The sequence below is a fragment of the Vreelandella sp. 2A-K22 genome, from assembly GCF_054065485.1.
On record NZ_JBSUGC010000006.1, the window covers coordinates 21872 to 41145 of the forward strand.

Genomic DNA, 19274 nt, shown 5'->3' on the forward strand with positions numbered 1-19274 from the left:
CGGCCATGGCTAACTCAAAAACGTAACAATCAGACGAGAAAAACGCCGCAGGGTTTCACCCGCGGCGCTACTTTCACGCTTATTGCATAATTGTGGCTTTCATCAAGCGGTTAGTGGCCCACCGGAGGCGGGGCAAGCACTTCCCGAGCACCGTTAGAGCCCATAGAGGTCACCACACCGGCGCCCTCCATTGCCTCAACTAAGCGAGCGGCCCGGTTATAGCCAATTTTAAAGCGACGCTGCACGGCGGAAATCGAGGCTTTGCGCGTTTCAGTGACAAACTGCACGGCTTCATCGTAGAGCGCATCCTGCTCCGCATCGTCGCCATCCCCCCCCTCAGCCTCAAGACCCGTTAAGGCATCGGCGGATACGCCACCAGAAAGGATCTCTTCGATATACTCGGGTGCTCCACGGCGCTTCCAGTCATCGACCACGCGGTGTACTTCGTCATCGTCCACAAAGGCACCGTGGATGCGGTTAGGTGGTCCGGAACCTGCAGGCAGATAGAGCATGTCACCATGCCCCAACAGACTTTCAGCGCCGCCCTGATCCAGAATGGTGCGCGAATCAATTCTGGATGAGACCTGAAACGCCATCCGCGAAGGAATGTTGGCTTTGATCAAGCCAGTCACAACATCCACCGAGGGGCGCTGGGTAGCCAGAATCAAATGGATACCTGCGGCGCGTGCCTTTTGCGCCAAGCGCGCAATCAGCTCTTCGACTTTTTTGCCGACGATCATAAACATATCGGCAAACTCGTCGATCACCACGACGATGTAGGGCAGTTTCTCCAGCACTGGATGCGGCTGATGCACTTCCCAGGGCTGCGGTTCCCAGAGCGGGTCTGCCACTTGGGCACCGGCGCGCTCCGCTTCATCCAAACGGCCATTGAAGCCCGCGATGTTGCGCACACCCATGGCCGCCATGAGCTTGTAGCGGCGCTCCATCTCGGCCACGCACCAGCGCAGGCTGTTGGCCGCTTCTTTCATATCGGTGACCACGGGCGCCAGCAGATGGGGAATGCCGTCATATACCGACAGCTCCAACATTTTCGGGTCGACCATGATCAGCTTTAGCTCACTAGGCTTCGCTTTAAGCAGCATTGAGATCAGCATGGCGTTAACGCCCACCGACTTACCCGACCCGGTGGTACCGGCTACTAGCAAGTGGGGCATCTTGCCCAGGTTGGCGACCACAGGGCTGCCACCAATATCTTGGCCTAACGCCATGGTGAGTGGTGACGTCTCCTGCTGGTAACGGTCGGAGTCGATAACTTCGCGCAGGCGGATCATGGCCCGGTTGGGATTAGGTATTTCAATACCCACCGTGGGACGCCCTGGAATAACCTCGACCACGCGCACACTTTTCACCATCAGGGAGCGCGCCAGGTCTTTGGCAAGGTTACTGATTTTAGACACTTTGACGCCCGCGGCGGGCTTGATCTCAAAGCGGGTAATCACCGGCCCAGGCCAGGTATCCACCACTTCCGCTTTCACACCGTATTCGCGCAGCCGCACTTCAAGCAGCTCAGCCATATCAGCCAACTGCTCGTCACTATAATTGGGTTGATACGGTTCTGCAGGTGTCAACAGCTGCAAGCTCGGCACGTCGCCCTCAGGTTCGTCCAGAGTTTCAAAAGCAGGCCGCTGGCTCTGCAAATGCTCCACGGTCCACAGGGCGGGGCCTTCATCCGCCTCTGGCGTGCTCTCTTCGGGCGCAAAGCTGGGTTCTTGGCGAGCTGCTGGGGTGGGCGTGGACGGAGGAGTAGTCGTTGAGTGCGCTCCTCCATCGCGGCCTTGGGCATACAGCTCATCATCCATCTCTTCATCGTCCCACACCGGCTCAGGCACTACTTCCGCTACACGTTCAGGTTTACGTGCAGGCTCAGGCGCGGTGACGCGCTCAGGGCTCCAGGCAGCATCAGTGTCACCAATATGTGGCTCACCAACACGTGGTTCAGCTTGGCTGCTGCTGGGATCAGCGGTGAGTGATGGCTCACTGCGACGCTCAACGGGCGCGGCATGAACAGTCTCTTTCTCGGCGGGCGCCTCATCGCTGGCAAAGAAGTTACTCCTGGCAGGCGCCGGAGGCTCTTCTTGACGAGTAGCACGCAGCGGGAAGGAAGTCTCGGCTTCTTTGGGTTCATCACCGGGCGCAGGTGCTTGAGTCTCAGGCGCTGCTGACGTTACCTCTGCCTGGACAAAGGCATTTTCCCGCGGCGCTGGGGGTGCCGCTGCTCCCTCCTCTTCTGCCGTTTTAGCCGCTGGCGTCACTGACGGGGCTGCCCCAGGCGCTGAAACCGTCGGCTCCGCGGTAGGTGTCGAAGAGATAGGCGCGGGTGTTTTAGCAGGCACATGCTTATTACTTGAAAACGCTGCGGCCTCCCAGGGAATCGAAGTATCCGTGGTTTCGTTGCTATTTGAAGGACTCGCTTCTGACGCATTGCTCTCTGAAGAGCTGTTCGCCTCACGACTGGAAAGTGGTACAGAGAAGCCTGGCTCACGGCGTTCGCGGCCACTGGGGCTTTTGCCTACTGGCTCTGCCGCAGGCTTTATCTCAGCGGGTGCAGCTTCAGGTTTAGCTTCTTGAGACTGCGCTTCAGGCGCTGCTTGAGGCTTGGCCGCAGTTTTGGCAGTTTTAGCAGCCGCTCGCTGAGCAGCGCGCATACGACGCGCTTGGCGTCGTGCCGATAACCAGCTACCCAACCGACATATGCGCTTGCCGAGCTCATCAGCCACTTGCAGCCACGACATACCGCTAAACAGCGGAAAGCCGCTTAAAATTAACGCCGCAGCGATTAAACCAACACCACCACTTCCCACTAAAGGCCTTAACGCACCGACCAAACCTTCGCCCAAAATACCGCCTGAGGCATAGGGCAGTATGCTCTCAGGGTGATAAAAGTGCAGCGCCCCCAACATGGTCGTGCCGAAAATAAGTAGCACTAAGCCACCCGCATGGACAGCAATTGCCACGGGGTCGAGTTCAAAACGTACCTGGCGTGAGCGAATCAGCCACCAAGCGGCAAAGCCGAACATACCCGGCCACCACAAAGCGCTGGCGCCAAGCAGTGAGTAGAGAACATCGGCCAGCCAAGCGCCAACCTGCCCCATCCAGTTACCCACATCTGTCTCAGGGCCCTGATAAGACCAGCCTGGGTCAGAGGGTTGGTAACTAAATAGCGCTAATAATAAGAAAACACACAGCGCCAGCAGGATCACCACTACGCCTTCGCGCACGGAGCCTTGTAAGCGCAGGCCAAAACGACGAGCCTTATCCTTTGCGGCGTTAACGCGCGCAGCTGAAGCCGATGATGGTGTTTGACGCGCGCTACGCTGCGTTCGCTTGTTTACTGCTTTATTCACTTTCAAGCGACTCTCCCTTTACACCTCAATGGCGTCTTTAATCCACTTGCGAGTTTGCATGATACCGAGCATCCTTCCGCCGTCACAGAGGCTATCGTAAAGCGCTCAGCACAAGAACGTCGTAACAGGAGCAAGTAATGCTACCTTGGCTTTCCTCGCCACATCCTAATTTTCCAACTACCTCCCAAGCGCTGGCCTCCCCCAATGGCCTGCTGGCCGCCGGAGGGGAGCTCTCGCCCGCTTGGCTGGTAGAAGCCTATCGGCAGGGCATATTTCCCTGGTTCAGCGACGACGACCCCATTTTGTGGTGGAGTCCAGACCCGCGCATGATACTCCTACCTGAGCAATTTAAGCAGCGTCGTAGCCTCACCAAACGATTACGCCATGGTGGCTTTCATATCACCCTGGATCAACACTTCGATCAGGTGATTCAGGCCTGCGCCGCCCCGCGTGGTGAAGAGGCGGGCACCTGGATTACAGACGAAATGCGCGAGGCCTACGGGCTGCTGCATGCTCTAGGTATTGCTCATAGCATCGAAGTCCATCAACACGGCCAATTGGTGGGCGGGCTGTATGGCATCGCCATGGGGCCGGTGTTTTTTGGCGAGTCGATGTTCTCCCACGCCCCGGATGCTTCGAAGGTAGCGCTGGCCCATCTCGCCAGGGCCATGCGCGAACATGGCGGAAAACTCATCGACTGCCAAATGCACACGCCTCATCTGGCAAGCCTGGGCGCTATTACAGTCGCTCGCGAGGCATTCATCAACTATCTTAAAAACTGGTTACCCGATAAGGCATTTACGTTTACCACGTCACCCACTGAAACACCCACTGTTCCTGCATCGCTCTGGCTTAAGGCGATTGCCACCGAGGGTAATGCGTAGTGATGAACCATCGTGACGAACTTATTCTGTTCCAACCATTTTTTTACAATGAGGAGGCAGGCCGTGAGTAGTAACACTCCGCGTCGGCCGGTGCGGGATTTGCGCTTTTTCCTTACCGTGCCGCATGCCTGTAGCTATTTACCCGGCAAGGAAGCGACAACGCTGTTTCTCGACCCGCAGGAGTCGCCCGTTCCAGGTGTCTATGACTCGCTGGCGCTGCTAGGGTTTCGTCGCAGTGGGCGCCATCTTTACCGCCCTCACTGTGAGGGCTGCAACGCCTGCCGCTCGGTGCGTATTCCGGTTGACCAGTTTGCGGCTAACCGCACACAACGAAAAATTTGGCGCCGCAATGCCGATATAAACGTCCGCATTGTACCTGCTCACTTTGCATCTACTCACTACTCGCTTTACGCGAATTACATTCGTCAGCGCCATGCTGACGGCGATATGTTCCCGCCCAGCCGCGAGCAGTACCGCACCTTCCTTACCCTTGATGAGTCCTATGCCCATCTGATGGAGATGTACCTCGACGAAGAGCTGGTTGGTGTGGCTGCATTCGACCAGTTGGAGCATGGGCTCTCGGCAATCTACACCTTCTTTGCCGTTAGCGAGACTCTGGATAAGCGCTCACTAGGCACTTTTGCCATTCTTCAGCTCATCGAGCTCAGCCGCGAAAAAGCGCTGCCGCACCTTTATTTAGGGTATTGGATCGAAGAGTGCCGTAAGATGCGCTACAAGCAGGCTTTCGCGCCATTGGAAATACTCGATGGACGCCATTGGCGGCCGCTGATTCGCTAAAAATGCCAGCTTTTTTGCCTTGACGACGGGCTTACGGCACAATATAGCGCTGTTTCTTGAGTGCCCACCTAGCGGCACTCAAATTCTGACCGATAATGACATTACTAACTCATCAGTGAGGACATGCCTATATGGCACGCGAAGATCATATTGAAATGGAAGGCGTTATCGTCGATACCCTTCCGAATACCATGTTTCGGGTTGAGCTGGAAAACGGTCACGTTGTTACCGCTCATATCTCCGGCAAAATGCGCAAAAACTATATCCGCATTCTGACCGGCGACAAGGTAAAAGTTGAGCTGACACCTTACGACCTGTCTAAAGGCCGTATCGTTTACCGCTCGCGCTAAGTCGTTACACCATTAACGCGCTCGGCTGATTTTAACTGCTCCAGCTAGACTGTCCTTTAACGACAGCGCCGATCAGCGTCAATGGCGGTTCACTAAAAACGACAACGCCCCGTCGATGACAGGGCGCTGCGTTTTTATGCATATAGCATGAGTATTAGAAAGATAGCTTTTAGCACGGCTTAGCGCCCTTTTCAGGGCGCATCTGCCATCTCAGTCTCTGTGGAAAGGTGCAACTCGCCCTCCTCCAGGCTAACGTGGACAATACCGCCCTGATCAGCCAGTTCTCCGAACAGAATCATTTCGGCTAATGGCTTCTTCAGCTTCTCTTGTATGAGGCGCGCCATTGGGCGTGCACCCATGTCAGGATCGTAGCCTTTATCGGCCAGCCAATCCCGCGCCATGTCGTCTACATCCAGCTGAACACGCTTCTCATCCAACTGCGCCTGTAGCTCGATCAAGAACTTGTCGACCACATTGCGCACCACCGAGACCGGCAGCGAGTGGAACTGAATAATACCGTCCAGGCGGTTGCGGAACTCCGGTGAAAAGGTACGGCGGATCACTTCCATGGCATCGGTGGAGTGATCCTGGTGCTGGAAGCCAATGGAGCGACGCGACGCCTGCTCCGCACCAGCGTTAGAGGTCATAATCACGATAACGTGACGGAAGTCCGCTTCACGCCCGTTGTTGTCCGTTAAGCGGCCATGATCCATGACCTGCAGCAGCAGGTTAAAGACTTCCGGGTGCGCTTTCTCAATCTCGTCCAACAACAACACGCAGTGCGGCTGCTTGGTCACCGCTTCAGTCAGTAGACCACCCTGGTCGTAACCGACATAGCCTGGAGGCGCACCAATCAGGCGCGATACGGTATGGCGCTCCATATACTCGGACATATCAAAGCGCACCAGTTCAATGCCCATGATATGCGCCAGCTGTTTGGCCACTTCGGTTTTACCCACACCGGTGGGACCTGCAAACAGGAAGCTACCAACGGGCTTATCGGGAGATTTAAGCCCGGCCCGGGACAGCTTAATAGCCGCAGAGAGACTATCAATCGCCTCATCCTGACCGAACACCAGCATCTTCAGGTCACGATCCAGCTTCTCGAGCAGCTTGCGGTCGGAGCTTGAAACACTCTTCGGTGGGATACGTGCAATGGACGCTACCACGGCTTCCACTTGCTCGACATCGATCGTCTTGGCGCGCACTTCTGGCGGCAATAGACGCTGGTGAGCCCCTGCCTCGTCAATCACGTCAATCGCTTTGTCGGGCAGGAAGCGGTCATTGATGTAGCGATCCGCTAAGCGTGCGGCACTTTCAAGCGCACCATCGGTGTACTTAAGTTCGTGGTGCTCTTCAAAACGTGAACGCAACCCTTTGAGGATTTTGATGGTGTCTTCCACCGACGGTGCCATCACATCCACCTTCTGGAAGCGCCGTGCCAGAGCACGATCTTTCTCAAAGATGCCGCGGAACTCCTGGAACGTAGTCGAACCAATGCAGCGCAATTCGCCCGAAGAAAGCAGCGGCTTGAGCAGATTGGACGCATCCATCACGCCACCAGAGGCGGCACCTGCACCAATCACCGTGTGAATCTCATCAATGAATAGCACAGCGTTAGGCTGCTTGCGTAGTTCGCTCAGCAGGCTTTTGAGGCGTTTTTCAAAATCACCACGGTACTTGGTACCGGCCAGTAGCGCGCCCATGTCCAGCGAGTAGACCACTGCATCGGCAATAACATCGGGAACGTCTTCTTCGACGATACGCTTGGCAAGGCCTTCGGCCACTGCGGTTTTACCTACACCCGCCTCACCGACTAACAACGGGTTGTTTTTGCGCCGACGGGCCAGAATTTGTACCACGCGCTCAAGCTCGTGGTCGCGGCCAATCAGCGGATCAATTTTACCCAGCCGTGCCTGTTCATTGAGATTGGTAGCGTAACCAGTGAGCGGATGCGCAGCGCCCTCACTGCCACCCTCCTCCGCGTCTTCACTCTCAGGTGAAGAAGGCGAGGGAGACGGCCCGTGACCGGCCACTTTGGAGATACCATGGGCGATGTAGTTGACTGCATCGACCCGCGCAACGTTCTGCTGCTTAAGGAAGTATACCGCCTGACTCTCCTGCTCGGAAAAGATCGCCACCAACACATTGGCACCGGACACTTCGCTTTTGCCAGATGACTGAACGTGGAAGACCGCCCGTTGTAAAACACGCTGAAAACCAAGCGTGGGCTGGGTCTCACGATCACCCTGGCCTTCTGGAATCAGTGGCGTAGTCGAGTTAATAAAATCCTGCAGATCGGACCGCAGCTTGTCGAGGTTAGCCCCGCAGGCCTTCAGTACGTCTACCGCTGAGGCATTATCTAGCAACGCTAGCAGCAGGTGCTCAACGGTCATAAACTCATGGCGCTTTGAGCGCGCCACGGTGAAGGCCGTGTTCAGGGTCATTTCAAGTTCTTTGCTCAGCATGGCAGTCCCCTTTTCGCTACTACCTAGGGCGTGTCGCCACCTAGGGCTTGCGTCGGATCAATTTAGTCGACCGGCACTCTCAACATCGGGTACAAATGGCACGGTTGCAAGCCTCACCACCAATTATTTCTCAACGCTTTTAATTGGCGGCCTCAATATCACTTATCAACGGGTGCTCACACTCACGGGCATATTCATTTACCTGATAGCTTTTTGTTTCGGCTATATCGCGCGTAAACACGCCACAAGTGCCCTTTCCTTGGGTATGTACGGCGAGCATGACCTGAACGGCCGTCTCGCTGTCCATGTTAAAAAAATCTTGCAGCACTTCAATGACAAATTCCATCGGCGTGTAATCGTCGTTGTGAAGCACTACCTTATAAAGCGGTGGTTGCGCCAGCGCCGGTTCTGCTGACTGTACCGCTATATCACCATCTTCATCGGGCATATCTGGCCGCGTCATCCCCGCTTTTACGGGTAACACGGTCAAGTATGAACTATCTTGGTTGGGCATAAGCTGCACGGTTGGTTGTCTCGACACTGACCGATGGAAGCGTTTATCAGACCTCACATCGCCAATTCACTAGTGTAGTTTCTTAACTGTAGCCTCTTAACTACTATAATTTCTTAACTACTATAGCTTATTAGCCTAAACGTAAGACGCTTTCGATCAGCAAGGGTTCATGGAAAACTTAAAATATTACAGCGCGCAATAGCGAGTGCAATGCAAAACCCCCGCCCGCCAAGCGGACGGGGGTCATTCAGCCTAATCACAGGCGGTCTCTATTAGCCTTTTGCGACCATGGCAAGCGTTTCGTTGAGAGTCTGGCTGGGGCGCATCACCTTAGCCGTCAGCTCGTGATCCGGGTGGAAGTAGCCACCAATATCCGCAGGCTGGCCCTGAACGCTGTTCAACTCATCGACAATGGTCGCTTCTTTGGCCGTTAGCTCGTCAGCTAGGCGTCCGAATAGCGTCTGCATTTCGCTATCTTCGCTCTGCTCTGCCAACGCTTCAGCCCAGTATAGCGCCAAATAAAAGTGGCTGCCGCGATTGTCCAGCTCACCCACTTTGCGCGACGGCGACTTGTTGCTATCCAGGAACTTGCCGTTCGCCTGATCGAGCGCTTTGGCCAGCATTTTTGCCCGAGCGTTATCGAAGGTGCTGCCCAGGTGTTCAAGGGATGCCGCCAGGGCCAAAAACTCGCCCAGCGAGTCCCAGCGCAGATGGTTCTCTTCCAGCAACTGCTGAACGTGCTTGGGAGCAGAGCCGCCAGCGCCGGTCTCAAACAAGCCACCGCCATTCATCAATGGTACGATTGAGAGCATCTTGGCGCTGGTGCCGAGCTCCATAATCGGGAACAGGTCAGTCAGATAGTCGCGCAGTACGTTACCAGTGACGGAGATAGTGTCTTCGCCCTTGCGGATACGCTCCAGAGAGAAGCGCATGGCCTCCTCTGGCGTCATGATACGAATATCCAGGCCAGTGGTATCGTGCTCTTTTAAGTAGCTCTCGACTTTCTTGATCAGTTGAGCATCGTGGGCGCGCTGGGCGTCCAGCCAGAAGATAGCCGGCGTTCCGCTTTCGCGGGCACGATTAACCGCCAACTTCACCCAATCGCGAACCGGAGCATCCTTGGTCTGGCACATCCGCCAAATGTCGCCCTGCTCAACGCTGTGCTCAAGCACTACATTGCCGCTGGTATCGGTGACACGTACGGTACCGTCGGTAGGAATCTGGAAGGTCTTATCGTGGGAGCCGTATTCTTCAGCTTTCTGGGCCATCAAACCTACATTGGGTACGCTACCCATAGTCGTCGGATCAAAGGCACCGTGCTGTTTGCAATCGTCGATGACCGTTTGATAGATACCGGCGTAGCAACGATCAGGAATGACGGCTTTGACGTCGTGCAGTTGGTCGTCGGCGCCCCACATTTTACCGGAGTCGCGGATCATCGCCGGCATGGAAGCATCGATAATCACATCGCTGGGCACGTGCAGGTTGGTGATCCCTTTATGGGAGTTCACCATCGCCAAACGCGGGCGCTCGGCATAAAGTGCTTGAATCTCATCCTCAATCTGGGTCTGGCGCTCTTCCGGCAGTGACTTAATGGCCGAATAGAGATCGCCGATACCGTTATTGGGGTCGAAGCCCGCCTGCTGGAGGTCATCTGCGTGCTTACTCAGCACGTCCTGATAAAACTCGCTGACCACCATACCGAACATGATCGGGTCAGAGACCTTCATCATGGTCGCTTTAAGGTGCAGCGAGAACAGCACGTCTTTGGCTTTTGCGTCAGCGACTTCGTCGGCCACAAAACGACGCAGCGCGTTACGGCTCATGACCGCAGCGTCGACGACTTCGCCTTCCAGTACCGAGGTTTTCTGCTTGAGCACCGTGGTGCTGCCGTCTTTAGCGACCAGCTCGATCTTGAGATCGGTGGCTTTTTCAATCAGCGCGGACTTCTCGCTGCCGTAGAAATCGCCTCCACTCATATGCGCCACATGGGACTTGGAGTCGCTGCTCCACTCACCCATGCGGTGGGGATATTTGCGGGCGTAATTCTTGACCGACAGCGGAGCGCGGCGATCCGAGTTACCTTCACGCAACACCGGGTTAACGGCGCTGCCTTTAGTTTTGTCGTAGCGCGCCTGAATGTCTTTCTCTTCATCGCTTTGAGGCGCTTCAGGGTAGTCAGGAAGCTTGTAACCCTGCTGCTGCAACTCTTTAATCACCGCCTTTAGCTGAGGCAGAGAGGCGCTAATGTTGGGCAATTTGATAATGTTAGCTTCTGGGGTCTTGGTCAGTTCGCCAAGCTCCGCCAGGTGATCGCCGATCCGTTGCTCTTCGCTCAGATAGTCAGGGAACTGAGCAATGATGCGAGCGGCCAGGGAAATATCGCGGGTCTCTACCTGAATGCCGGCAGAATCGGTAAAGGCATCGATAATCGGCAGTAGGGAGTGCGTCGCGAGCGCGGGCGCTTCGTCAGTGAGCGTATAGATGATCTTCGGCGTTTTGGTCATTTTTGCGTTAACCTCTCTCTTTTCGCTGCGATGGCAAGAAATCTTGAGCGGAGCGCGAGCTCAACGATGGGCGCCCCATCAGGTAGCCGGAGTATACCAGCGCTGCCCGCCGTGCGCATTGTCGACATACCCATTCCTGAGAGCGAATAGAAAGTAAAAGGGGCAACGAGAAGTCATGAGCAACCTTTATTTACTGCATAAGCCTTTCCAGGTACTGAGCCAATTCAGCGACCGTGAGGGGCGGCAAACCCTGGCGCATTATGTCGATGTGAAAGATATTTACCCCGCAGGACGACTTGACTACGACTCTGAAGGCCTACTGCTGCTCAGCGATGATGGCGAGCTGATTCACCGCATTTCTCATCCGCGCCATAAGCAGCCCAAAACCTACTGGGCCCAGGTGGAAGGGCAAATCGATGACACGGCATTGAAGGCGTTGCGCCAAGGCATTGCGCTGAAAGATGGCCCAACGCAGCCGGCCAAAGCGCACAGAATAGATCCGCCTACGACCGCACCACGCCACCCTCCCATCGACCCCAAACGCCACCCCTCGACTAGCTGGCTGGAGCTAACCATAAGCGAAGGCCGTAACCGCCAGGTTCGCCGTATGACTGCTCATGTCGGCTACCCCACCCTGCGCTTGATTCGCGTAGCTATCGGCCCCTGGCGGCTGGATGGTTTGGCACCTGGCGAATGGCGCAAAGAAGCCCTACACGCGCCCAGACCGACGAATACGCCCCCAAGTCAGCGACGAATAGCTCCGCGAAAAGATCAGCGTAGGCGGCCCACCACAAAACGCAGGAACCCCTGATGAGCCTTATTCGCAGCACGGCGGCCTGCGTCATCCAGCAGGGCGAGCGCTTTTTGATGGTAGAAGAGCAGCGTGGCGGCCCGCAAAGTGTGTTTAACCAGCCCGCTGGGCATATTGAACCCGGCGAAGGTCCCATAGCGGCCATTCTGCGCGAGGTACTGGAAGAGACTGCTTGGCAGGTATCGCTCACCGGATATCTGGGTTTATACGTATTTCATACCGACGAAGGGCAAACGTTTCACAGCCACGGCTTTATTGCTGCGCCGCTTCATCAACTCGACCTCCCCCTCGACCCGGATATCTTTGCCACCCACTGGCTTACCATTGAGCAAATACGGTCGTTAGATCAGCAGGCGCGCCTACGCAGCCCGCTGGTACTCAAACGTATCGAGGATGCACTCAGCGGGCCTGGCTATCCCCTGTCGGTGATTCGCGAGTGAAGCACTCGAAGCCATTACCCCCCATCGTGTATAATCCTCGCCCAACTGCACACTGCTTATTTGCACCCTACTTCAACTGAGGATGCCCATGTCATCCACTGAACCAACTACGCCAGGCTCATCCACCACTGAGTCATCCGCCACAGCCGCTAATGGCAAAGTGATTGTCGGTATGTCCGGCGGCGTCGACTCGTCCGTTTCGGCCCTTCTCCTCATGCAACAAGGCTATGAGGTCGAAGGCCTGTTTATGAAAAACTGGGATGAAGACGACGGAACCGAATATTGCACGGCCAAAGAGGATCTCGCCGACGCCGAGGCGGTCTGCGCCAAACTGGGCATTAAACTGCACACCGCTAACTTTGCCGCCGAGTATTGGGATAATGTATTCGAGCACTTTTTAGCCGAATACAAAGCGGGCCGCACGCCCAACCCGGATATTCTGTGTAACCGGGAGATCAAATTTAAGGTCTTCCTTGAGTACGCTGAAATGCTCGGAGCCGACAAAATCGCCACTGGTCACTATGTTCGTAAAGGGCATGTTAGCCAAGGCGATGGCGATGTTCGCCCGCGCCTGCTGAAAGGCCTGGATAGCAATAAAGATCAAAGCTACTTCCTGCATGCAGTGCCAGAAGCCGCCATTGCCCGTACTCTGTTCCCCGTAGGTGAGCTGGAAAAGCCCGCCGTACGCGCGCTTGCAGAACAGCACGATTTGATCACCGCTAAGAAAAAAGACTCCACCGGCATCTGCTTTATCGGCGAGCGCCGGTTTCGCGATTTCCTCCAGCAGTACCTGCCCGCCCAGCCCGGTACCATTGAAACGCCGGATGGCGATGTCATCGGCAAACATATGGGGCTGATGTACTACACCCTGGGCCAGCGCCAGGGTCTAGGCATTGGCGGGCTTGCCAACTACTCCGAAGACCCCTGGTACGTGGCGGCAAAAGATCTTGATCGCAATGTACTGATCGCGGTGCAGGGTAAGCATGACCAGTTGCTCTACTCCGATACCTTGGTCACAGAGGCCATGGATTGGGTGGCGGGTGAGCCGCCGGTTCAGCAGGGGCGCTTTACCGCCAAAACACGCTATCGGCAAAGCGACTGCGGCTGTGAAATGCGCGCGCTGCCCGACGGTGGCGTTGAGGTCACGTTTGACGACCCGCAGTGGGCGGTCACCCCTGGCCAGTCGTTGGTGCTTTACGATGGCGACATATGCTTGGGCGGCGGCGTTATTCGCGCTACCTGGAAGAAAGCCGCGGAGGCTGCTGCATGAATCCTACCCCGATTCATCGCGCCCCCGATTCTCCGGCAGTCCGCCAAGCACTTGCCCTTGCTGGCGTCTTTCAAGCCGCCAGCCTGGTCGATGAGCTGGCTCGCACCGGGCAGGTCGACACCCGCGCCTGGGAAACGCTGATTGAGGCCACTGTGGATACTAACCCGGAAAGCTTCGAGGCGATTTATGGCGGGCACCCCAATAATCTGCGCCGCGGCCTGGATACCTTAGAAGCCCTGGTGGGGCGTAAGCAGGCGAACCCGGTGGTGTTGCGCTACGGTTTTTCGCTGCTGATGCTAATGAATAAGCTGCGTACCAATAACGACATGATGGATTCACTGGGCCAAAAATTAACCCGCATTCAGGGTCAAGCCGAGCACTTTGGCACTACCCATGAAAACGTGGTGGCCAGTCTTGGGGAAGCGTACCAAGAGACGATATCCACCTTTAAAACCCGCATTGTGGTGCAAGGGGATCCATCACTGCTGCAGAGCCGCATGATGCCTGAGCGTGTACGCGCTTGCTTAATGGCGGGGATTCGCTTTGGATTATTGTGGCACCAGCAAGGCGGGCGCCGCTGGAAACTGGTATTCCAGCGTAAAGCGCTACGCCGGGCACTGGATAGCCTCGACTAGACGGCTACTCTGTTCTCGATCGACGTCTTTTCAATTAACTTGCTCTCGACTAATTTTCTTTCGAACCTCCTGGAAACGATGCCATGCAACTCTCCGCTTTGACCGCCCTCTCCCCCGTCGACGGCCGCTACGCCTCTAAAGCCGCCGCCCTGCGCGAACACTTCAGTGAATTCGGCCTTATTCGCGCCCGTGTGATTGTGGAGGTTCGCTGGCTACAGCGCCTGGCTGAGCATGCTCAGATTACCGAGGTACCGCGCTTATCTGCTGAGGCTACCGCGTTCCTTGAGCAATTGATTCGTGAGTTTTCTATCGCGGATGCCGAACGCATCAAAGAGATCGAGCGCACCACCAATCACGACGTCAAAGCAGTGGAGTATTTCCTCAAAGAGAAGATCGCAGGTCAGGCCGAGCTACATGCAGTGACCGAGTTCATTCACTTTGCCTGCACCAGCGAAGATATCAACAACCTCTCTTACGGCGTAATGCTCAGCGACGGCCTGAACGCCATGCTGCCCACCATGCACGAGGTTGCCGATGACATTGCCAAGCTAGCCATTGCCCACGCCGCCCAGCCGATGCTGTCGCGTACTCACGGTCAAACCGCCACCCCGACCACGCTGGGCAAAGAGATGGCCAACGTGGCGTACCGCCTTAAGCGTCAGCTGAAGCAGATCGAAGCGGTGGAAGTGCTCGGCAAAATCAATGGCGCTGTGGGCAACTATAACGCCCACCTGACCACCTACCCGGAGATCGATTGGGAAGCCAATGCCCGCACCTTTGTGGAAGGCTTAGGGCTGACTTTTAACCCTTACACTACCCAGATCGAGCCCCACGACTATATCGCCGAACTGTTTGACGCCATTTGCCGCTTCAATACGATCCTGATCGACTTCGATCGCGACGTTTGGGGCTATATCTCACTGGGCTACTTTAAGCAGCGCACGGTTGAGGGCGAAATTGGCTCCTCGACCATGCCACATAAAGTTAACCCGATTGATTTTGAAAACTCCGAGGGCAACCTGGGCCTGGCCAACGCTGTGCTTAGCCACCTTGCGCAAAAGCTGCCGATCTCCCGCTGGCAGCGCGACCTGACTGACTCCACCGTGCTGCGTAACCTTGGCGTAGGCTTGGCATATGGGTTGATTGCTTACCACGCCAGCCTCAAAGGCATCAGCAAGCTTGAAGCCAACCCTGAGCGTTTAGATGCTGATCTGGATAACAGCTGGGAAGTGCTCGCCGAGCCGATTCAAACGGTGATGCGCCGTTACGGTATTGAAAAGCCCTATGAAAAACTCAAGCAACTGACTCGTGGCAAACGTATTGACCAAGCAGGCTTTGCGGCGTTTATTGATACCCTTGAACTGCCCAGCGAGGTCAAAACCGAATTGAAGGCGCTCTCACCGGCCAACTATATTGGTAATGCCCAGGCGCAAGCCGAAGCACTGACACATCAGCTAAACTCTCTGTAACCCATTTGTTGTGACCAACTTGCTGTGACCAACGTTGCTGCGACCACTACACCAGGACACGCCATGAACCATCACGATAAGCCGCTAACACTGCTGGGCGATCTTACCGCTGCAGACTTTCTGGCCAATTATTGGCAGCAAAAGCCGCTGCTGATTCGTGGCGCCATGCCCGACTTCATCAGCCCGATTGAAGCCGATGAACTGGCTGGACTCGCCTGCGAGCCTGGCGTAGAAGCGCGTTTGGTTGAAGAGGAGGGCCCGGATGGCCCTTGGCAGGTCTCCCACGGCCCCTTCGATGAAGCCACTTTTGAACGGCTCCCGGAAAAAAACTGGAGCCTTCTGGTGCAAGCGGTTGACCACTATGTTCCATCGGTGGCTGCGCTAATGAATGAGTTTGACTTCCTACCTCGTTGGCGGCTCGATGACGTGATGATCAGCTACGCACCTCCTGGCGGAAATGTGGGTGCGCACATCGATCAGTACGATGTCTTTTTACTCCAGGCCAGCGGCCACCGCCGCTGGCAGCTGGGCGGCAAGCTCACGGAAGATGCGCCGATCATCCAAGGTATCGATCTCCGCATCCTGAAAGAATTCACCGTAGAGCCCGACTCCGACTGGGTGCTTGACCCCGGCGACATGCTTTATCTCCCTCCCGGCTGGGCGCATCACGGCGTTAGCCAAAGCGATGACTGCATGACCATTTCAGTTGGCTTTCGCGCTCCTTCGGCCGATGAGGCGATCACCTCCTACGCCGACTATTTGGGTGAGCAGTTGCCTGCCTCTCAGCGTTACAGCGATGCGGGCATGGCGCCTGCTCAGCAGGTCGGTGAACTGGACGACGCAGCCGTTGAGCGTATGCGTCAGCTGATTATGTCGACGCTGGATAACCCTACTCAGATTGCCCAGTGGTTTGGCCGGGTGATGACTCAGCCAAAATATGTCGATCAAGTGGTACCGCTTGAAACACCGTTGGACGAAGAGGCGCTTGTTGCTCAACTACAAGAGGGGGAGCCGCTCTACCATATGCCTGGCTCACGCTTTGCCTGGCGTCGCGATGCCAGCGGTACCACGCTATTTGTGGATGGTGACGGCCACGCCTGTTCAACTGAATTAGCCAAACGCCTAGCCGACACCCCCCCTCTCTACGCCGTAGACCTTGAGCTTGACGGCGCAACTGCGCTCATCACCCAGTTGGTCAATACCGGCAGCCTCGGCTTTATGAGTGATGAAGGTGATGACGACGAGGAGTATTAATGGCGATTACCCACATTAGCACTGGCAGTTGGGAAACGCTGGGCCCAACGGCCAGCGAGATCCGCCGCAAGGTATTTATTGAAGAGCAGAGCGTGCCCCAGGATGAGGAGTGGGATGGCCTGGATCCGGCGTGCCAGCACTTTCTCGCCATGCTTGATCAGCAGCCGGTAGGCACCGCACGACTGCTGCCCGACGGGCATATAGGCCGCGTCGCCGTACTCGCTAATGCCCGTGGCAGCGGTATTGGTGTACTGCTGATGCAGGCCGCGATTGAAGCGGCACGCCATGCGGGCCACGCCCAAGTGGCCCTGAGTGCCCAGGTACACGCACTGGCGTTCTATGAGCGTCTAGGCTTTATCGCCCATGGCGATGAGTTTCTGGATGCAGGCATCCCTCATCGAGAAATGACGCTTTCGCTCGATTAACAAGCCCTCTTGGTGGATCTCTAGCACTGCCTCGGCAGTGCTTTTTTATGCGCTCTTGCCGCCATCTTGACGAAAAACGACTACACAAACCCTCCCTTCCTCTACCTCCCTGTCGTCGGGTTACAACGGCCTCTGCCCCCAAGTGTCAATTGTTGAAGGCGCCATCCTCGTGGATAGTTATTGCATTGCAGCGTTAAGCGGATTGGGTCAATCCATCAAGCTCAACGCTGTAGCTGAGGTCTCTAGCGTTACTGCTTCCAGCTTTCAAGACGTTTGCATGAGAGACGATTGACCTAGAGACACAATCACGAAAATCAATAATGCTAAATACAACTTCGCAGGTGCAGCATAAGCAAAAGCTGATTTGCGAAACACTATCCAGCCCGAAGAGGATAAGCTCATGACAGGACTGCTCGACGATATCAAAGCCATGGCCCAACTACGCGAGGCTCAAGGCGGCAAGTGGGAAACCATCAAACCTGAGTATGCCGCTCGCATGCGTGCACAGAACCGCTTTCACACTGGCCTGGATATTGCGCGTTACACCGCCAAGATCATGCGCGAAGATATGGCCGCCTATGATGCCGATACCGCCCAGTACACCCAGTCGCTAGGTTGCTGGCACGGCTTCATTGGTCAACAGAAGCTAATCTCGATCAAGAAGCACTTTGGCACCACCAAACGTAGCTACCTCTACCTTTCCGGCTGGATGGTTGCCGCGCTACGCTCCGAGTTCGGCCCGCTGCCCGACCAGTCGATGCACGAAAAAACCTCCGTCGCGAACCTGATCGAAGAGCTCTATACCTTTCTAAAACAAGCCGATGCCTGGGAGCTTAACCACTTGTTCCGCGCCCTTGATGAAGCCAAAGAGGCTGGCGACAAATCAAAAGAGCAGGAACTGATCGGTAAAATCGATAACTACGAAACTCATATCGTACCGATTATTGCTGATATCGACGCTGGCTTTGGTAATGCAGAAGCCACCTACCTGTTAGCCAAGAAGTTTATTCAAGCGGGCGCCTGCTGCATCCAGTTGGAAAACCAGGTCTCTGATGAGAAGCAGTGTGGTCACCAGGACGGTAAAGTTACTGTGCCCCACGAGGACTTCCTGGCCAAAATCAACGCCGTACGTTACGCCTTTTTGGAACTCGGCATTGAAGATGGCGTTATCGTTGCGCGTACCGACTCACTCGGCGCGGGCTTGACCCAGAAAATTGCCGTCACCAATGAACCCGGTGACCTAGGCGATCAGTACAACAGCTTCTTGGACGGCGATGTGATCGAAAATGCCGCCGACATTAACAACGGCGACGTAGTCATCAAGCAGAACGGCAAGCTGGTGAAACCCAAGCGTCTCGCTTCAGGCCTCTACCAGTTTAAACCCGGCACTGGTGAAGATCGCGTGATTCTTGACTGCATCACCAGCCTGCAAAACGGCGCCGACCTACTGTGGATCGAAACCGAGAAGCCCCACGTTGGCCAGATCGCCAGCATGGTCAACCGCATTCGCCAGGTCGTGCCGGATGCCAAACTGGTCTATAACAACTCTCCGTCGTTCAACTGGACGCTCAACTTCCGCCAGCAGGTGTTCGATGCATGGCAGGAAGAGGGTAAAGACGTTTCCGCTTACCAGCGTGACAAGCTGATGAGCGCAGAGTACGACGATACCGAGCTTGGCCAGCTGGCCGATGAGTGGACACGCAATTTCCAGCGCGACTCGTCTCGCGAAGCGGGCATCTTCCACCACCTGATCACGCTGCCAACTTACCACACGGCTGCCCTGTCCACCGACAACTTAGCGAAAGGCTACTTCGGCGATGAAGGGATGCTGGCTTACGTGAAAGGTGTACAGCGCCAGGAAATTCGCCAGGGAATCGCCACCGTACGTCACCAGGATATGGCAGGCTCCAATATCGGTGATGACCATAAAGAGTTCTTCCACGGCGATGCCGCCCTCAAAGCCGGTGGCAAAGACAACACCATGAACCAGTTTGGCTAATGAGCAGGTTTTAAAACCTAAACTCACCATGCAAACCCTGCAACAGGAGGCCTCCAGGCCTCCTGTTTTTGCTTGGTTATACGTA

General features: G+C 55.8%; 15 protein-coding genes. 11 read left to right on the plus strand and 4 right to left on the minus strand.

Annotated elements, in window-relative coordinates:
* Window positions 1–110: 110 nt before the first annotated feature.
* Window positions 111–3371 carry a DNA translocase FtsK gene (locus ACW17M_RS09490; protein WP_278371886.1) on the minus strand — a complete coding sequence of 1087 codons (3261 nt, stop codon included), beginning with the start codon at window positions 3369–3371 and terminating at the stop codon, window positions 111–113.
* Between the two features lie 131 nt (window positions 3372–3502).
* Between ACW17M_RS09490 and aat the strand changes: the two genes are divergently transcribed.
* The 3 genes from aat to infA all read left to right on the plus strand — a co-directional run bounded on the left by aat (window position 3503) and on the right by infA (window position 5397).
* Complete coding sequence (gene aat / locus ACW17M_RS09495; RefSeq protein WP_009288042.1) at window positions 3503–4249, plus strand: leucyl/phenylalanyl-tRNA--protein transferase; 747 nt, start codon at window positions 3503–3505, stop codon at window positions 4247–4249.
* Between the two features lie 63 nt (window positions 4250–4312).
* Window positions 4313–5047 carry an arginyltransferase gene (locus ACW17M_RS09500; RefSeq protein WP_022520421.1) on the plus strand — a complete coding sequence of 245 codons (735 nt, stop codon included), beginning with the start codon at window positions 4313–4315 and terminating at the stop codon, window positions 5045–5047.
* A gap of 131 nt (window positions 5048–5178) precedes the next feature.
* Complete coding sequence (gene infA / locus ACW17M_RS09505; protein ID WP_007111068.1) at window positions 5179–5397, plus strand: translation initiation factor IF-1; 219 nt, start codon at window positions 5179–5181, stop codon at window positions 5395–5397.
* 191 nt (window positions 5398–5588) lie between these two features.
* On the opposite strand, the gene clpA is transcribed toward infA, so the two are convergent.
* The 3 genes from clpA to ACW17M_RS09520 all read right to left on the minus strand — a co-directional run bounded on the left by clpA (window position 5589) and on the right by ACW17M_RS09520 (window position 10886).
* Window positions 5589–7865 carry an ATP-dependent Clp protease ATP-binding subunit ClpA gene (gene clpA / locus ACW17M_RS09510; RefSeq protein WP_022520422.1) on the minus strand — a complete coding sequence of 759 codons (2277 nt, stop codon included), beginning with the start codon at window positions 7863–7865 and terminating at the stop codon, window positions 5589–5591.
* Between the two features lie 139 nt (window positions 7866–8004).
* Complete coding sequence (gene clpS / locus ACW17M_RS09515; RefSeq protein ID WP_035538640.1) at window positions 8005–8313, minus strand: ATP-dependent Clp protease adapter ClpS; 309 nt, start codon at window positions 8311–8313, stop codon at window positions 8005–8007.
* Window positions 8314–8651: 338 nt separating this feature from the next.
* Window positions 8652–10886: an NADP-dependent isocitrate dehydrogenase gene (locus ACW17M_RS09520; protein WP_457547310.1), complete on the minus strand. Its 2235-nt coding sequence runs from the start codon at window positions 10884–10886 to the stop codon at window positions 8652–8654.
* Between the two features lie 175 nt (window positions 10887–11061).
* Here ACW17M_RS09520 and ACW17M_RS09525 point away from each other — a divergent pair, with 175 nt between their 5' ends.
* The 8 genes from ACW17M_RS09525 (at window position 11062) to ACW17M_RS09560 (ending at window position 19189) form a co-directional block, all read left to right on the plus strand.
* On the plus strand, window positions 11062–11697 hold the full coding sequence (locus tag ACW17M_RS09525) for a pseudouridine synthase (protein WP_027959681.1): 636 nt from the start codon (window positions 11062–11064) through the stop codon (window positions 11695–11697).
* Window positions 11697–12137 carry an NUDIX hydrolase gene (locus tag ACW17M_RS09530; protein WP_027959682.1) on the plus strand — a complete coding sequence of 147 codons (441 nt, stop codon included), beginning with the start codon at window positions 11697–11699 and terminating at the stop codon, window positions 12135–12137. Before ACW17M_RS09525 ends, ACW17M_RS09530 begins: the two co-directional genes overlap by 1 nt.
* An 82-nt stretch (window positions 12138–12219) precedes the next feature.
* Window positions 12220–13407: a tRNA 2-thiouridine(34) synthase MnmA gene (gene mnmA / locus ACW17M_RS09535; protein WP_027959683.1), complete on the plus strand. Its 1188-nt coding sequence runs from the start codon at window positions 12220–12222 to the stop codon at window positions 13405–13407.
* Window positions 13404–14042, plus strand: a complete 639-nt coding sequence (gene hflD, locus ACW17M_RS09540) for a high frequency lysogenization protein HflD (protein ID WP_039860134.1) — start codon at window positions 13404–13406, stop codon at window positions 14040–14042. The genes mnmA and hflD overlap by 4 nt, the downstream gene beginning before the upstream one ends.
* Window positions 14043–14125: 83 nt before the next feature.
* The gene (purB, locus tag ACW17M_RS09545) at window positions 14126–15511 is read left to right on the plus strand and encodes an adenylosuccinate lyase (protein ID WP_041157877.1); all 1386 of its coding nucleotides are present in this window, start codon (window positions 14126–14128) and stop codon (window positions 15509–15511) included.
* Between the two features lie 63 nt (window positions 15512–15574).
* Window positions 15575–16765 carry a JmjC domain-containing protein gene (locus ACW17M_RS09550; protein ID WP_457547311.1) on the plus strand — a complete coding sequence of 397 codons (1191 nt, stop codon included), beginning with the start codon at window positions 15575–15577 and terminating at the stop codon, window positions 16763–16765.
* A complete protein-coding gene (locus ACW17M_RS09555; protein WP_039860133.1) occupies window positions 16765–17190 on the plus strand; it encodes a GNAT family N-acetyltransferase in 426 nt (141 codons plus the stop codon). The genes ACW17M_RS09550 and ACW17M_RS09555 overlap by 1 nt, the downstream gene beginning before the upstream one ends.
* 400 nt (window positions 17191–17590) lie before the next feature.
* Window positions 17591–19189: an isocitrate lyase gene (locus ACW17M_RS09560; RefSeq protein ID WP_022520433.1), complete on the plus strand. Its 1599-nt coding sequence runs from the start codon at window positions 17591–17593 to the stop codon at window positions 19187–19189.
* Window positions 19190–19274 lie beyond the last annotated feature (85 nt).

What these genes read in the sequence shown, in the direction of transcription:
- ACW17M_RS09525 (WP_027959681.1), top strand. Translation starts at nt 11,062, where the DNA reads ATGAGCAACCTTTATTTACTGCATAAGCCTTTCCAGGTACTGAGCCAA.
- hflD (WP_039860134.1), top strand. Translation starts at nt 13,404, where the DNA reads ATGAATCCTACCCCGATTCATCGCGCCCCCGATTCTCCGGCAGTCCGC.
- mnmA (WP_027959683.1), top strand. Translation starts at nt 12,220, where the DNA reads ATGCCCATGTCATCCACTGAACCAACTACGCCAGGCTCATCCACCACT.
- ACW17M_RS09530 (WP_027959682.1), top strand. Translation starts at nt 11,697, where the DNA reads ATGAGCCTTATTCGCAGCACGGCGGCCTGCGTCATCCAGCAGGGCGAG.
- clpA (WP_022520422.1), bottom strand. Translation starts at nt 7,865, where the DNA reads ATGCTGAGCAAAGAACTTGAAATGACCCTGAACACGGCCTTCACCGTG.
- ACW17M_RS09520 (WP_457547310.1), bottom strand. Translation starts at nt 10,886, where the DNA reads ATGACCAAAACGCCGAAGATCATCTATACGCTCACTGACGAAGCGCCC.
- infA (WP_007111068.1), top strand. Translation starts at nt 5,179, where the DNA reads ATGGCACGCGAAGATCATATTGAAATGGAAGGCGTTATCGTCGATACC.
- ACW17M_RS09560 (WP_022520433.1), top strand. Translation starts at nt 17,591, where the DNA reads ATGACAGGACTGCTCGACGATATCAAAGCCATGGCCCAACTACGCGAG.
- aat (WP_009288042.1), top strand. Translation starts at nt 3,503, where the DNA reads ATGCTACCTTGGCTTTCCTCGCCACATCCTAATTTTCCAACTACCTCC.
- ACW17M_RS09555 (WP_039860133.1), top strand. Translation starts at nt 16,765, where the DNA reads ATGGCGATTACCCACATTAGCACTGGCAGTTGGGAAACGCTGGGCCCA.
- clpS (WP_035538640.1), bottom strand. Translation starts at nt 8,313, where the DNA reads ATGCCCGATGAAGATGGTGATATAGCGGTACAGTCAGCAGAACCGGCG.
- purB (WP_041157877.1), top strand. Translation starts at nt 14,126, where the DNA reads ATGCAACTCTCCGCTTTGACCGCCCTCTCCCCCGTCGACGGCCGCTAC.
- ACW17M_RS09550 (WP_457547311.1), top strand. Translation starts at nt 15,575, where the DNA reads ATGAACCATCACGATAAGCCGCTAACACTGCTGGGCGATCTTACCGCT.